This window comes from Pseudomonas mangrovi (assembly GCF_003052585.1).
Classification (GTDB): Bacteria; Pseudomonadota; Gammaproteobacteria; order Pseudomonadales; family Pseudomonadaceae; genus Aquipseudomonas; species Aquipseudomonas mangrovi.
Window position 1 is genome coordinate 341,863 of the sequence record NZ_QASN01000017.1, and the last position, 14,963, is coordinate 356,825.

The 14,963-nt window shown below is 60.7% G+C and carries 16 protein-coding genes; 1 reads left to right on the forward strand and 15 read right to left on the reverse strand.

Annotated features, from left to right (window positions below; genetic code table 11):
- Positions 1-14: 14 nt before the first annotated feature.
- The 15 genes from atpA to rpmH form a co-directional block, all read right to left on the reverse strand.
- Complete coding sequence (gene atpA / locus DBO85_RS10520) at positions 15-1,559, reverse strand: F0F1 ATP synthase subunit alpha (RefSeq protein WP_108107211.1); 1,545 nt, start codon at positions 1,557-1,559, stop codon at positions 15-17.
- Between the two features lie 15 nt (positions 1,560-1,574).
- Positions 1,575-2,111, reverse strand: a complete 537-nt coding sequence (locus DBO85_RS10525; RefSeq protein ID WP_108107212.1) for a F0F1 ATP synthase subunit delta — start codon at positions 2,109-2,111, stop codon at positions 1,575-1,577.
- Between the two features lie 12 nt (positions 2,112-2,123).
- Entirely contained in the window at positions 2,124-2,594 is a 471-nt protein-coding gene (locus tag DBO85_RS10530; protein WP_108107213.1) for a F0F1 ATP synthase subunit B, read from the reverse strand.
- A gap of 87 nt (positions 2,595-2,681) precedes the next feature.
- The gene (atpE, locus tag DBO85_RS10535; protein WP_108107214.1) at positions 2,682-2,918 is read right to left on the reverse strand and encodes a F0F1 ATP synthase subunit C; all 237 of its coding nucleotides are present in this window, start codon (positions 2,916-2,918) and stop codon (positions 2,682-2,684) included.
- A 56-nt stretch (positions 2,919-2,974) separates the two neighbouring features.
- Positions 2,975-3,793, reverse strand: a complete 819-nt coding sequence (gene atpB / locus DBO85_RS10540; RefSeq protein ID WP_108107215.1) for a F0F1 ATP synthase subunit A — start codon at positions 3,791-3,793, stop codon at positions 2,975-2,977.
- A 15-nt stretch (positions 3,794-3,808) separates the two neighbouring features.
- Positions 3,809-4,207 (reverse strand): F0F1 ATP synthase subunit I, encoded by a 399-nt coding sequence (locus DBO85_RS10545; protein ID WP_108107216.1) that lies wholly within the window; start codon positions 4,205-4,207, stop codon positions 3,809-3,811.
- A gap of 139 nt (positions 4,208-4,346) precedes the next feature.
- Complete coding sequence (locus tag DBO85_RS10550) at positions 4,347-5,219, reverse strand: ParB/RepB/Spo0J family partition protein (protein ID WP_108107217.1); 873 nt, start codon at positions 5,217-5,219, stop codon at positions 4,347-4,349.
- A gap of 9 nt (positions 5,220-5,228) precedes the next feature.
- Complete coding sequence (locus DBO85_RS10555) at positions 5,229-6,017, reverse strand: ParA family protein (protein ID WP_108107218.1); 789 nt, start codon at positions 6,015-6,017, stop codon at positions 5,229-5,231.
- A complete protein-coding gene (rsmG, locus tag DBO85_RS10560) occupies positions 6,010-6,681 on the reverse strand; it encodes a 16S rRNA (guanine(527)-N(7))-methyltransferase RsmG (protein WP_108107219.1) in 672 nt (223 codons plus the stop codon). The genes DBO85_RS10555 and rsmG overlap by 8 nt, the downstream gene beginning before the upstream one ends.
- Positions 6,681-8,573, reverse strand: a complete 1,893-nt coding sequence (mnmG, locus tag DBO85_RS10565; protein WP_108107220.1) for a tRNA uridine-5-carboxymethylaminomethyl(34) synthesis enzyme MnmG — start codon at positions 8,571-8,573, stop codon at positions 6,681-6,683. The genes rsmG and mnmG overlap by 1 nt, the downstream gene beginning before the upstream one ends.
- Positions 8,574-9,052: 479 nt before the next feature.
- Positions 9,053-10,420 (reverse strand): tRNA uridine-5-carboxymethylaminomethyl(34) synthesis GTPase MnmE, encoded by a 1,368-nt coding sequence (gene mnmE, locus DBO85_RS10570; RefSeq protein WP_108107221.1) that lies wholly within the window; start codon positions 10,418-10,420, stop codon positions 9,053-9,055.
- Positions 10,421-10,477: 57 nt separating this feature from the next.
- The gene (gene yidC / locus DBO85_RS10575; RefSeq protein ID WP_108107222.1) at positions 10,478-12,181 is read right to left on the reverse strand and encodes a membrane protein insertase YidC; all 1,704 of its coding nucleotides are present in this window, start codon (positions 12,179-12,181) and stop codon (positions 10,478-10,480) included.
- A 2-nt stretch (positions 12,182-12,183) separates the two neighbouring features.
- On the reverse strand, positions 12,184-12,438 hold the full coding sequence (yidD, locus tag DBO85_RS10580) for a membrane protein insertion efficiency factor YidD (RefSeq protein ID WP_108107223.1): 255 nt from the start codon (positions 12,436-12,438) through the stop codon (positions 12,184-12,186).
- The gene (gene rnpA / locus DBO85_RS10585; RefSeq protein ID WP_177429756.1) at positions 12,422-12,820 is read right to left on the reverse strand and encodes a ribonuclease P protein component; all 399 of its coding nucleotides are present in this window, start codon (positions 12,818-12,820) and stop codon (positions 12,422-12,424) included. The genes yidD and rnpA overlap by 17 nt, the downstream gene beginning before the upstream one ends.
- 13 nt (positions 12,821-12,833) lie before the next feature.
- Positions 12,834-12,968: a 50S ribosomal protein L34 gene (gene rpmH / locus DBO85_RS10590; protein ID WP_019340723.1), complete on the reverse strand. Its 135-nt coding sequence runs from the start codon at positions 12,966-12,968 to the stop codon at positions 12,834-12,836.
- A gap of 557 nt (positions 12,969-13,525) precedes the next feature.
- On the opposite strand from rpmH, the gene dnaA reads away from it, so the two are divergent.
- Entirely contained in the window at positions 13,526-14,950 is a 1,425-nt protein-coding gene (dnaA, locus tag DBO85_RS10595) for a chromosomal replication initiator protein DnaA (protein WP_108107314.1), read from the forward strand.
- Positions 14,951-14,963: the final 13 nt, after the last annotated feature.

Genomic DNA, 14,963 nt, shown 5'->3' on the forward strand with positions numbered 1-14,963 from the left:
GCCCCCGCTGCGGCTTACCAGGACTGGGTGGCTTTGAACGCTTCGATACCGGCCTTGAGAGCCGCGTCGATGTCGTCGTTAAAGTCGCCCTTGACGTTGATCTTGGCCAGCAGATCAGCTTGTTCGCGTTTGAAGTAAGCGATCAGAGCGGCCTCGAAAGCGCCCACCTTGGACACTTCAACGTCGGTCAGGAAGCCACGCTCGGCAGCGTACAGAGAGACGGCCATCTCGGCGATGGACATCGGCGCGTACTGCTTCTGCTTCATCAGCTCAGTAACGCGCTGACCATGCTCGAGCTGCTTGCGGGTGGCTTCGTCCAGGTCGGAAGCGAACTGGGCGAAAGCCGCCAGTTCACGGTACTGAGCCAGAGCGGTACGGATGCCACCGGAAAGCTTCTTGATGATCTTGGTCTGAGCGGCACCACCGACGCGGGATACCGAGATACCGGCGTTGACCGCCGGACGCAGGCCCGAGTTGAACATCGAGGATTCCAGGAAGATCTGACCGTCGGTGATCGAGATCACGTTGGTCGGAACGAACGCGGAAACGTCACCCGCCTGGGTTTCGATGATCGGCAGAGCAGTCAGCGAACCAGTCTTGCCGGTCACCGCGCCATTGGTGAACTTCTCGACGTACTCTTCGGAAACGCGCGATGCACGCTCCAGCAGACGGCTGTGGAGATAGAACACGTCGCCCGGGTAGGCTTCGCGGCCCGGCGGACGGCGCAGCAGCAGGGAGATCTGGCGGTAGGCAACGGCCTGCTTGGAAAGATCGTCATAGACGATCAGTGCGTCTTCGCCGCGGTCACGGAAGTACTCGCCCATGGTGCAGCCGGAGTAGGGCGCGAGGAACTGCAGCGCAGCCGACTCGGACGCCGAAGCGGCAACCACGATGGTGTTGGACAGGGCGCCGTGCTCTTCGAGCTTGCGCACCACGTTGGCGATGGTCGACTGCTTCTGACCGATGGCCACGTAGACGCACTTAATGCCGCTGTCTTTCTGGTTGATGATGGCGTCGATGGCCATCGCGGTCTTGCCGATCTGGCGGTCACCGATGATCAGCTCGCGCTGGCCACGGCCTACCGGGATCATGGCGTCGACCGACTTGTAGCCGGTCTGCACCGGCTGGTCGACCGACTTACGCCAGATCACGCCGGGTGCGACTTTCTCAACGGCGTCGGTAGCGGTCGCGTTAACCGGGCCCTTGCCATCGATCGGGTTGCCCAGGGCATCGACCACACGACCCAGCAGTTCCGGACCAACCGGTACTTCCAGGATTCGGCCGGTGCACTTGGCGCTCATGCCCTCTTTCAAGGTCAGGTAGTTGCCCAGCACCACGGCGCCGACGGAGTCCTGCTCCAGGTTCAGCGCCATGCCGTAGACGCCACCGGGGAACTCGATCATTTCGCCGTACATCACGTCGGCCAGACCATAGATACGCACGATGCCGTCGGAAACGGAAACGACGGTGCCCTCATTGCGGGCTTGGGCAGTCACATCGGATTTCTCGATGCGCTGCTTGATGATTTCACTTATTTCGGAAGGATTCAGTTGCTGCATGCCATGACCCTCAAATCAGGATTTCAACGATTCGGCCAACTGGCTCAGTTTGCCGCGGACCGAACCGTCGACAACCACATCGCCGGCGCGAATGACCACACCACCGATCAGCGCAGGGTTGACCACCTGCTGTACTTTGACGGTGCGATCTAGCCGCTTGGAAAGGGCGGCAGCCAAGGTATTCAATTGCTCGGAGCCAAGCTCGAAAGCCGTTTCGACCTGTGCATCGACGGTCTTTTCAGCCTCGGCCTTGAGCTCTTCGAAAAGCACGCGCACCGTCGGCAGGACATCCAGGCGATCATTCTCGCCAAGGGTCAGGACGAAGTTGCGGAAAGCTTCATCGATGTCGCTGCCGAACAGACGAACCACGGCCTGGACCTTGCTTTCGCTGGTCAGGCGCGGATCTTTCAACAGCGCGTCGACTTCCGGCACCTCGACGGCAACGGCCGCCAGGTTGAGCATGGAAGACCAGGAAGCGGTCGTTCCCGCCGCACTGGCGAACTCGAAAGCGGCTTTCGCGTAAGGCCGAGCAAGCGTCTGGGTATTGATCATCGCTCGCCTCGCTTAGAGTTGGGAGGCCAGTTTTTCGACCAGATCGCTATGTACCTTGGCGTCCACCTGGGACTCCAGAATCTTCTCGGCGCCCAGCACGGCCAGAGCCGCTACCTGAGCACGAAGCTGATCCTTGGCACGGTTCACTTCCTGTTCGATTTCGGAACGGGCGCTGGCAATCAGTCGCTCGCCTTCGGCGCGCGCTTGCAGCTTGGCTTCCTCGACGATCGAGTTGGCGTGCTTGTTCGCCTGCTCGAGAATCTGGGCAGCCTGGTCCTTGGTCTCGCGGAGGGTGTTGGACACCTTCTCCTGAGCCAGTTTCAGGTCTTGTTGCGCACGGCCAGCGGCGTCCAGCCCCTCGGCAATTTTCTTCTGGCGCTCCTGCATGGCCTTGGTAATGGGCGGCCATACGAACTTCATGCAGAACCAGACGAAAATAGCGAAGGCGAACGTTTGACCGAACAGCGTCAGATTAATGTTCACTGATCTACCTCATGCTATTTCGTTGTCTCACAGTGATTGCAACGGGCGGCAGCCGCAGACGCGGCGCCGCCCGGAGAAACCAGCGGATTAAGCGACGCTGGGGGCGACAACGAAGATGAGGTACATGGCGATACCAACACCGATCATCGGTACGGCGTCGAGCAGACCGGCCATCAGGAAGGTCTTGGTCTGCAGCTGGGGAGCCAGCTCCGGTTGACGAGCGGTGGACTCCAGCAGCTTGCCGCCCAGCAGGGCGAAGCCGATGCCGGTGCCCAGAGCACCCAGACCGATCATGATGGAGGCGGCGATGATGACGAGTTCCATGTAAAGCTCCTGAAGCTAAAGGTTAAGGTTTTTCGGTTAAAGGGTTTTTGCACTGGTTAGTGATGGTCTTCATGTGCGGAACTGAGATACACCACCGTCAGTACCATGAAGATGAAGGCCTGCAGCGGGATCACCAGGATGTGGAAGATCGCCCAGGGCACATTCAGGGTCCACTGCACGTAGAACGGCAGCAGCGCAATCAGGATGAACACCACTTCACCGGCATACATGTTGCCGAACAGTCGCAGTGCCAGAGACAGCGGCTTGGTCAGCAGGCCGAGGATCTCGAGGAACAGGTTGAACGGAACCAGCGACCAGTGGTTGAAGGGGGTGAAGGCCAGCTCCTTGCTGAAGCCGCCCAGGCCCTTGACCTTGACGCTGTAGAACAGGATCAGGATGAACACGCCGAGCGACAGACCGAAGGTACCGTTCGGGTCGGCGGTCGGGACGATCTTGAACGCCGGCGCGCCCAGCAGGGTGGCGATGCCCGGGATGTAGTCGACCGGGATCCACTTCAAGCTGTTCATCAGGAAGATCCAGACGAAGATCGTCAGGGCCAGCGGGGCGATCACCGGATTGCGGCCGTGGAAGGTGTCCTTGACCACTCCCTCGACGAACTCGACGCACATCTCGACTACGTTCTGCAGCTTGCCCGGTACGCCGGTGGTGGCGCCCTTGGCCGCCATGCGGAACACCATGAGAAAGATCAGACCCATGAACACCGACCAGCCAAGCGTATCGATGTGCAGCGCCATGAAGCCCATCTCGCTGGCTTCCTGCGGCGTCTGCGCGATGACCCAGCCTTTCTCCGGGTGATTACCGAAGGTCAGGTTCTGCAGGTGGTGCTGGATATATTCAGCTGGAGTGTTCGCCATAAACGCCTCAAATGCTCAATGCTTCGGATTTTTTTTCATCAGCAGAAGGCCGCTCGCGCCAGTCCCCAGGACCAGCAGGTAACCGGCGAACAACGCAACCGGCTGCAGCGGTTTGACTCCCACGAACACCAGCGCAAATAGCGCTGCTGTCAGAATCTGTTTGCCCATGGCACCGGACCAGAGCGACTGGACGATGGCCTTGCTGGAACGTGCGCCAAAATAACGAAAGGCCTTGGACGCAAAGAACACGTTCGCCAGCAGGGCGATCAGGCTGCCGAGCAGCCCCGAATATCCGGCGACGCGCCCGAACAGCACGCCGCAAACCAGCGTGACGACAACCACCATCAACGCCTGAACACGTATCACATGAAAAATCGGCAAGCGATGCAGCGGTGTCCTGTTGCGAATATTCACCGAGAATCCTGTCAGCCGCGCATCGATAGTCGCAGGCTATGCCGCCGATTAAAAAGGCGCGGCGAGTATAGGTGGGCTTCCCCCCCTGTTCAACAGCCAGGCCCGCATTTCCTGCGGCCTCGACCGTAACGAATGTGTTTCAACGGATGTGCGCGAGCACGCCCTGCAATTCGTCCAGCGAGTTGTAGCGGATTACCAGCTGACCCTTGCCCTTCTGGCCATGGCGAATCTGTACTGGCGAGCCCAGACGCTCTGCGAGCTTCTGCTCCAGGCGCGAGATGTCCGGATCGGCCTTTACCGCGGCGGCGGGCTTTTCCTTGCCGGCCAGCCACTGCCGCACCAGGGCCTCGGTCTGACGCACGGTCAGACCGCGTGCGACAACGTGTCGCGCCCCTTCAATCTGCTGTTCGGCCGGGAGACCGAGCAACGCACGTGCATGACCCATCTCCAGATCACCATGCGAGAGCAGTGTCTTCACTTCCTCGGGCAGCGCGATCAGGCGCAGCAGGTTGGTGATGGTGACCCGTGATTTGCCGACCGCCTCGGCGACCTGCTGCTGGGTCAGCTGGAATTCCTGCTGCAGGCGCTGCAGTGCAGTGGCTTCCTCGATCGGGTTGAGATCCTCGCGCTGGATATTCTCGATCAGCGCCATGGCGATGGCGGCTTCGTCGGGAAGATCCCGAACCATCGCCGGAATCGTATCCACGCCAGCCTGCTGGCTGGCCCGCCAGCGTCGCTCACCGGCGACGATTTCGTAGCGACCACCGCCGATGGGCCGCACCACGATCGGCTGCATCACACCCTGGGACCTGATGGACTGGGCCAGTTCCTCGAGGGCGGTGGGATCCATGTCACGGCGCGGCTGGTACTTGCCACGCTGGATCAGATCCAACGGCAGATATTGCAATTCGCGGCTGTCGGCCTGCACGGCTTCCTGTTCCAGGGCACCAACACTGGTACCTCCGAGAAGGGCATCCAGGCCTCGGCCCAGACCTCGTTTCTTCGCGGCCATGGAAATTCCTTATGCGATTGCGGTTTTAGCGGCGTTGCGCTGGCGACGGACGACCTCGCCGGCCAGAGCCAGGTAGGCGATCGCGCCACGGGACTGGCGGTCGTAGACTAGCGCCGGCATGCCGTGGCTGGGCGCTTCGGCAAGCCGGACGTTGCGCGGGATGACCGCGTCGTAAAGCTTGTCACCGAAATGCGTCTTGAGCTGTTCGGTGACGTCGTTGGTCAGGCTGATGCGCGGATCGTACATGGTGCGCAGCAGGCCTTCGATCTTCAGCTGCGGATTGAGCATCTGGGCAATGCGCTGGATGCTGTTGACCAGGTCGGACAAGCCTTCCAGCGCGTAGTACTCGCACTGCATGGGGATGATCACGCCATCGGCGGCGACCAGCGCGTTGACGGTCAGCATCGACAGCGCCGGCGGGCAGTCGATCAGGATGTAGTCGTAGTTCTCGCGGATCGGCGCCAGTGCATAGCGCAGGCGGCTTTCCTTCATCTTCATCTCGAGCAGCGCGACTTCCGCGGCAGTCAGGTCGCGGTTGGCCGGCAGCAGTTGATAGCCGCCGTGCTCGGAATACTGCATGGCGTCGACCAGGTTGCACTCGCCAATCAGCACGTCGTAGATCGAGTGCGTGAGGCCATGCTTGTCGATGCCGCTGCCCATGGTCGCGTTGCCCTGGGGATCGAGATCGATCAGCAGCACGCGGCGCTTGGTGGCCACTAGGGACGCGGCCAGATTGATGCAGGTGGTGGTCTTGCCGACACCGCCTTTCTGGTTGGCAATCGCGAATACCTTAGCCATGCGCAGCGTCTCCCCCCTGGATCGAGCGACGCAGTATCAGCAGATGGCGCTGGCCTTGGCAACCGGGAACCTTGAGCACTTCGCAGGCGACCAGCCGAAAGTCCGCCGGTAGCGCCTGCAGCTCGTCATCCGGCTGCACGCCCTTCATCGCCAGCCAGCGGGTTTCGCCGTTGCCCAGGTGGCGAGTCCAGTCGGCGAAATCCTGCAGCGAGCTGAACGCCCGCGAGCAGACGCCCTGGAAAGGCTGCTCGGGTCGGTAGGCTTCGACCCGGCTGTGGATAACCTCGAGGTTGGCCAGCCCCAGTTCGAGCTTCACCTGGGTGAGGAAGCGGGTCTTCTTGCCGTTGGAGTCGAGCAGAGTGAACCGTCGCTCGGGGAACATGATCGCCAGCGGTATCCCCGGCATGCCGCCACCGCTGCCGACGTCGAGCCAGCTGTTGCCGCCTTCGGCAACGAAGGGCAGCACGCTGAGGCTGTCGAGCAGATGGCGCGAGACCATCTCGTCCGGATCCCGCACCGCGGTCAGGTTGTAGGCCTTGTTCCATTTCACCAGCAGCGCCAGATAAGCCAGCAACTGGTCCTGCTGCGCATCGCTGAGGGAAAGGCCGAGGCTTGCGGCGCCTTCGACAAGTTCTCTGCGATGACGGGAGTCGGCTAGGGACATCAGGCGCTCTGTTCCAGCGAACGTCCGGCGCCACGCTTCTTCAGGTGGATCAGCAACAGCGAGATGGCGGCGGGCGTGACGCCTGGAATCCGCGAGGCCTGGCCGAGGGTTTCCGGGCGGGCACTGCCAAGCTTGGCCTGGATCTCGCGGGACAGTCCGGAGATGCCGGTGTAATCGATGTCCATCGGCAGACGGGTGTCCTCGCTGGCGCGCAGGCGGGCGATCTCGTCCTGCTGACGCTCGATGTAACCGGCGTACTTGGTGCGGATCTCGACCTGCTCGGCGACCTGGGGGTCTTCCGCAGAAACGCCGGTGACCTCGGCCAGGCCGGCGTAATCGATTTCCGGACGGGTCAACAGGTTGAGCAGGTTGTACTCACGGGTCAGCGGCGTGCCGAAGCGCTCGGCAATGGCGGCGCTTTGCTCGCTGCCCGGCTGAATCCAGGTGCTCTTCAGGCGCTGCTCTTCCAGCTCGATGGCTTCGCGCTTGGTGCAGAAGGCCGCCCAGCGGGCATCGTCGACCAGACCCAGTTCACGACCTTTTTCGGTCAGGCGCAGATCGGCGTTGTCCTCGCGGAGAATCAGCCGGTACTCGGCACGCGAGGTGAACATGCGGTAGGGCTCCTGGGTGCCCAGGGTGATCAGGTCGTCGACCAGCACGCCGAGGTAGGCCTCGTCGCGGCGCGGACACCAGCTGTCCCGGCCCTGCGCACGCAAGGCCGCGTTGGTCCCGGCCAGCAGGCCCTGGGCGCCGGCTTCCTCGTAACCGGTGGTGCCATTGATCTGTCCAGCGAAGAACAGCCCGGCGATGCTCTTGGTTTCCAGCGAGTACTTGAGGTCGCGCGGATCGAAATAGTCGTACTCGATGGCGTAGCCCGGCCGCACGATATGGGCGTTCTCCATGCCGCGGATCGAGCGCACGATCTCCAGCTGCACATCGAACGGCAGCGAGGTGGAAATGCCGTTCGGATAGAGCTCGTTGGTGGTCAGGCCTTCGGGTTCCAGAAAGACCTGGTGGCTGTCCTTGTCGGCGAAGCGATGGATCTTGTCTTCGATCGAGGGGCAATAGCGTGGGCCGATGCCTTCGATGACTCCGGAATACATCGGCGAGCGATCCAGATTGCTGGCGATGATCTCGTGGGTACGGGTGTTGGTATGGGTGATCCAGCAACTGACCTGGGCCGGGTGCTGTTCCTTGGAACCGAGGAAGGACATCACCGGGATCGGCGTATCACCGGGCTGCTCGGTCATCGCGGAGAAATCCACCGAACGGCCGTCGATCCGCGGCGGTGTACCGGTCTTCAGGCGCCCGACGCGCAGTGGCAGTTCACGCAGACGACGGGCCAGGGCAATCGAGGGCGGATCGCCGGCGCGACCGCCGGAATAGTTCTGCAGGCCGATGTGGATAAGTCCCCCCAGGAAGGTCCCGGTGGTCAGCACCACGCTGTCGGCGTGAAACCGCAGGCCCATCTGGGTAACCACGCCACGGACCTGCTCCTGCTCGACGATCAGATCGTCAGCAGCCTGCTGAAATATCCACAGGTTGGGCTGGTTCTCGAGAATCTCGCGTACCGCCGCCTTGTACAGAACTCGATCAGCCTGGGCTCGGGTGGCACGCACTGCCGGTCCTTTGCGGCTGTTGAGCACACGGAACTGGATGCCGCCCTTGTCGGTGGCGATAGCCATGGCCCCGCCAAGAGCATCGATTTCCTTCACCAGATGGCTCTTGCCTATCCCGCCAATGGCCGGGTTGCAGCTCATCTGGCCGAGGGTTTCCACGTTGTGCGTCAGCAGCAGGGTTTTCACCCCCATCCGCGCAGAAGCCAGCGCGGCCTCGGTGCCGGCATGGCCGCCGCCGATGACGATCACGTCAAAACGGGAAGGAAAATCCACCACGCACCTCGTGCCTGTTGCTGGGGAAGGGGAAAAGAGCCGGCAAGTATAGGGATTTGCCCTGACCGAAAGAAGTCTTTTGCACAAAAAATAGCCAGTGTGCCCTTCTGGCTTCGAGGCTTTGCTCGCCGGCTTACAGAATAAAGAAGAAGAGAAATTTCTTTAAAGCTTTCTCTTATGTTTATGTATGGTGCATCGACTTTCTGTGGATAACATTCCACAGCCCTCTGAATACAAGGCCTGCAGAGTTCCGCAAAGCTGTGCTGAACCTGACCGTATCCGGGGGGCAAGCTGGGCTGCGCCTGTGGATGGAAACACTGGTTATCAACAGGCTGTTTTATGCTCAGCTTTTGCCACCGGTTATGGACTGGGCTCAGGGCCTGTTATCCACAGGGCTGCTGAACCCAATTTTGGGTGCGTGGGATCGTCCGATGTGAGCAAGCGGAATTGGAATGGCGCTTGAAGCGGGCAGTTGGAAACTATTTGCCGATGCAGAAGCTGGAAAAGATCCGCCCGAGCAGGTCGTCGGAGCTGAAGCTGCCGGTGATTTCACCGAGCGCCTGTTGCGCCGCACGCAGATCTTCGGCGAGCAGCTCGCCCGCGCCCGCTTCGGTGAGCTGACGCAGCCCGTGGTCGAGGCTGGTTGACGCCTGCTGCAGCGCCTGCAGATGCCTGCGCCGCGCGCTGAAGCTGCTTTCCGCTGTCTGGGTAAAGCCCATGCAGGCCTTCAGGTGCTCACGCAGCAGATCGAGCCCCACACCCGAGCTGGCGCAGAGGCTTATCGTCACGTGGCCGTCGGCGCTTTCGTGAAGGCTGATCGGCTCGCCGGAGAGATCGGCCTTATTGCGCACCAGGGTGACCTTGTGCGGATCCGGCTGGCTGTCGGTGAACTCCGGCCATAGAGCGAAGGGGTCTTCAGCCTCTGCTGCGCTCGAGTCCACTACCAGCAGAACCCGATCTGCTTCGCCGATCGCCCTGAGCGCGCGTTCGACGCCGATCTGCTCGACCTGGTCGCTGGTGGCGCGAAGACCGGCGGTGTCGATCACATGCAGCGGCATGCCGTCGATGTGGATATGTTCGCGCAACACGTCGCGGGTGGTCCCGGCGATATCGGTGACGATGGCGGCCTCGCGTCCGGCCAGCGCATTGAGCAGGCTCGATTTTCCGGCGTTAGGTCGCCCAGCGATCACCACGCTCATGCCGTCGCGCAGCAATGCCCCCTGACCGGCTTCACGCAGCACTGCAGCGAGTTCTGCACGGACGCCTTCTAGCAGGGTCAGGATGTGGCCATCAGCGAGAAAGTCAATTTCCTCCTCGGGGAAATCGATCGCCGCTTCGACCTGGATGCGCAGCTGGATCAGTTTTTCGGTAAGGCTCTCCACCCGCTGCGAGAAGGCACCCTGCAGGGAGCGCAAGGCATTGCGCGCCGCCTGCTCGGAACTGGCTTCGATCAGGTCGGCAATGGCTTCGGCCTGGGCCAGGTCCAGCTTGTCGTTGAGGAAGGCCCGTTCGCTGAACTCACCGGGGCGAGCCAGGCGTGCGCCCAGCTCCAGGCAGCGACGCAGCAGCATGTCCAGCACCACCGGCCCGCCATGTCCTTGAAGCTCGACTACGTCTTCGCCGGTAAAGGAATGCGGACCGGGAAAGTAGAGCGTCAGGCCTTCGTCTATGGCACTGCAGTTGGCGTCGCGAAACGCACCGTAGTGGGCATGCCTGGGCTTGAGTTCGCGATTGGCGATCTGTCGGCCGATGGGCGCCGCCTTGGGGCCGGAGAGGCGGACGATGCCGACGCCGCCGCGGCCCTGCGCGGTGGCGATGGCGACGATGGTGTCGGCGGCAGGATTCATGCGAACTCCGGATAGCAGAACGCCCCACGAGGGGGCGTTCGTTCAAGCCTTTTCGGGTCAGCCAGCCTTCTTGCTGGCCGCCTCGATCTGGCGGGTAATGTACCACTGCTGTGCGATCGACAGGATGTTGTTGACCACCCAGTACAGCACCAGACCCGCAGGGAACCAGAGGAAGAAGAAGGTGAAGATGATCGGCAGCATCTTCATCACCTTGGCCTGCATGGGATCCGGCGGCGTCGGGTTCAGCTGCTGCTGGATGAACATGGTTACGCCCATGATGATCGGCAGGATGAAGAACGGATCCTTGATCGACAGATCGGTGATCCAGAACATCCAGGGCGCCTGGCGCATCTCGACGCTTTCCAGCAGGACCCAGTAGAGCGCGAGGAATACCGGCATCTGTACCAGGATCGGCAGACAGCCGCCCAGGGGATTGATCTTCTCCTTCTTGTACAGCTCCATCATCGCCTGGGACATCTTCTGACGATCGTCGCCGTACTGCTCCTTGAGCGCCTGCAGCTTGGGCGACACGGCGCGCATACGGGCCATGGAACGGTAGCTGGCGGCGGACAGCGGGAAGAAGATCAACTTGATGACGACGGTCAGCGCAATGATCGACCAGCCCCAGTTGCCGAGGAAGTCGTGAATGTTCTCCAGCAACCAGAAAATCGGTTGGGCGATGAACCACAGGAAGCTGTAGTCGACGGTCAGACGCAGCCCAGGGGAAAGTGCCTCCAGTTTTTCTTGGATCTTCGGGCCTGCGTAGAGAACGGCCCGGGTTTCACCCTGACTACCGGCAGGAACCTCGAGAGTCGGTCCGGTGAAGCGGATCACGTAATTGTTGCGGCTGTCTTTGAATGCTTTGATGTTGTTAGTGCCTGGGTCTTTGGGAATCCAGGCGGTCACGAAATAGTGCTGCAGCCAGGCGATCCAGCCACCTTCTACCTTTAACTCAAGCCACGAATTAGGAACATTCTTGGCGTTCTCTTCCTGCATGTCGTCGAACTCGCCCATTTTCACCTTGGTGTAGGGCTTGTCAGGAGTCCAGAGCGCTGCGCCCAGATAGGTCGCTGTGCCTGTAGCAGTGGTGGAAGAGGGATCGCCGCTGGCATCGCGCTTTAGTTGACCGTACATGCTGCCACGCCAGGCGCTATCGCTACGGTTGTCGATCAGGTAGTTCACACCGATGTCGTAGTCGCCCCGCTTGAATCGGAAGCGCTTGACGAATTCGACCCCACCCTTAGTCAGCGTTAGGTCGACCACCAGCTCGTCCTGGCTGGCTGCCATTTCGTAGGAGGATTCTTTACTGATCCACAGTTCGCGACCCTGACTGGAGTCCGGGGAGTTTGCGGCTTTCACTCCGGTCAAACCGCTAGACGCTATGTAGAAACGTTCATTGCTGTTTTCAAAAAGCTGGAACGGGACGTCAGGCCGGTCTTGGCGGCGAGGATACTTGGGCAGCATCAGCTCGACGATGTCACCCCCACGGGGGTCGATTGCCAGCTCCAGTACGTCGGTACGCACGCGGATCAGTTCGGTACTGCCAGGTGCTTCTTCTGTCACTGCGCCGATTTCGGGCTCCAGCAGCGGCACGTCATCGTCGGCGCCGGGTGCTGCCTGAGTGGATTTGGCTGCAGGTGCAGTGGACCGCGTTTGTTCTGGCGGCAATTGAACCTGGCCGTAGTCCTGGTTCCACTGCAGAACCATCAGATAGGACACGACTGCCAGGGCAACGATCAGGATCGGGCGTTTGATATCCATGATTACTCGGCCATCGAAGAGGTTTTAGAAGGGGTCGCGCCAGGGACTGGGTCGTAGCCCCCCGGATGCCAGGGGTGACAGCGGCCGAGCCTGCGTATCGCGAGCCAGCCACCGCGGATCACGCCATGTTGCTCGATGGCTTCATGGGCGTAGCAGGAGCAGCTCGGATAGAAGCGGCAATGGCTGGCCATCATGGGACTGATGGCGTACTGGTAGAGCCGGATGGGAGCAAGCACAAGTCTACGTACGGGGACCATCGGCCACCCCAGGTTCGGTTTGGGCTTGGGTCGGTTTGCTCCGCGCGATGCGCTTGAAGAGCTTGCCGAATTGCTGGAACAGCTCGGGGTTATCCAGGTCGGCCAGGCCCTTGCGAGCGACCACCACGATATCCCAACCTGCCAGTGCGTCCTGACTGTGACGAAAGCTTTCGCGGATGACGCGCTTGAGGCGATTCCGCTCGACAGCGAGCTTTACGCTCTTCTTGCCGATCACCAGACCGAGACGGGGATGTTCCAGCTGGTTTTCGTGCGCCAGCAGGAGAACGTTCCTGCCTGGAGCCCGTGCGGTAGGTGAATCGAAGACCGTCTTGAATTGCCGTGGGGTGAGCAGACGCTTATCCCGGCCGAATCCTCGATTCACTACCTGAGCCGGATCAAACGGCCAGACGCTTGCGGCCTTTGGCGCGACGACGCGACAGGACGGCGCGACCGTTCTTGGTAGCCATGCGGGCACGGAAACCGTGGGTGCGAGCGCGCTTGAGAGTGCTGGGTTGGAAAGTGCGTTTCATGGTGCGTTACCTGGATGGTCGACATCGGGCCGGAATGACCCGCTTTTTAAGAGACCGGCGATTCTAGAGAAAGCCGCACGGTAGGTCAATTTCCGTGCAAGCGATCGGGATAGAAAAATAATTAAAGAGAAATTTCTTGAAGAGAAGCTTGTAGAAGCAGATGCAATTAAGGCAACGGTTATCTGTGGGTAAGTACTCTTAAGTCATGTAATTAAAGGATTTTCTGTATTTTAAAGCCGGTGGGTTTCCTGAGTAGTTCCGCTGGATCTGCTGTGGATTGGCTGTGTGCAGGAGGGCCTTTTATCAACAGCTGAGGTTCAGCGCAGGTTGTCCACAGCGTTCAGGGGCGGTTCCAAGGCAGGTTGTACACAGGATCCATGGGATCGGCAGGTGTATGCCGTATGGACCTTGCAGATTCCGGGAACACCCCCCTGCCTTTGCTATCAAGACGTTGATTTTACAAGGCTGACGGCTCGGCCAAAGATGTGGATAACTCAGCCTGCCACCGATACAATGGCCGACAGTTTTTTGCCTGGCTTCGGCCTCAGGGGATGCGTGTGTCGGTCGATCTTTGGCAACAGTGCGTCGAGCTCTTGCGCGACGAGTTGCCTGCCCAGCAGTTCAACACCTGGATCAGACCTTTGCAGGTCGAGGCACTTGATGAAGAGCTGCGCATTTATGCGCCGAACCGCTTCGTGCTCGACTGGGTCAACGACAAGTACCTAGGGCGTCTTCTGGAGCTGCTGGGCGAACGCGCGGACGGCCACGCACCGGCGCTGACTCTTCTGATTGGCAGCAAACGGGCCGCGCGGCCTGTGGTCGCTCCTAGCGCTTCGCCGTCGGTTGCCGTCTCCGCGCCTGCCCCGGTGCTGGCGGAGGTCGCAGTGGCCAGCAGTCCCGCCGTCGAGTCCGTGCCCGCTCGCAGTGAGCGTTCGGTACAGGTCGAGGGGGGGCTCAAGCATACGAGCTACCTGAATCGCAGCTTTACATTCGAGAATTTCGTCGAGGGCAAGTCCAACCAGCTGGCACGCGCGGCGGCCTGGCAGGTGGCGGACAATCCCAAGCACGGTTACAACCCCCTGTTCCTTTATGGCGGGGTTGGCCTGGGCAAGACCCACCTCATGCACGCCGTCGGCAATCATCTGCTGAAGAAGAACCCGAATGCCAAGGTGGTCTACCTGCACTCCGAGCGTTTCGTTGCCGACATGGTCAAGGCGTTGCAACTGAATGCGATCAACGAGTTCAAGCGTTTCTACCGCTCGGTGGACGCGTTGTTGATCGATGACATCCAGTTCTTCGCCAAGAAGGAACGCTCGCAGGAAGAATTCTTTCACACCTTCAATGCGCTGCTTGAGGGTGGGCAGCAGGTCATCCTGACCAGTGACCGCTACCCCAAGGAAATCGAAGGACTCGAAGAGCGCCTCAAGTCACGCTTCGGCTGGGGTCTCACCGTGGCGGTGGAGCCGCCCGAGCTGGAGACCCGGGTGGCGATCCTGATGAAGAAGGCCGACCAGGCCAAGGTGGATCTGCCGCATGACGCAGCCTTCTTCATCGCGCAGCGAATTCGCTCCAATGTGCGCGAGCTGGAAGGTGCATTGAAGCGCGTTATCGCACACTCGCATTTTATGGGCCGGTCAATCACCATCGAGCTGATTCGCGAGTCGTTGAAGGATCTGCTTGCGCTGCAGGACAAGCTGGTCAGCGTGGACAATATCCAGCGCACGACTGCCGAGTACTACAAGATCAAGATCTCCGACATGCTGTCCAAGCGTCGCTCCCGTTCCGTGGCTCGCCCACGTCAGGTGGCGATGGCTCTTTCCAAGGAACTGACCAACCACAGCCTGCCGGAAATCGGCGATGCCTTTGGCGGTCGCGACCATACAACCGTATTGCATGCATGCAGAAAGATTGCTGAACTTCGCGAGTCCGACGCGGACATTCGCGAGGATTACAAGAATCTGCTGCGTACTCTGACTACCTGATATCGCACTCAGC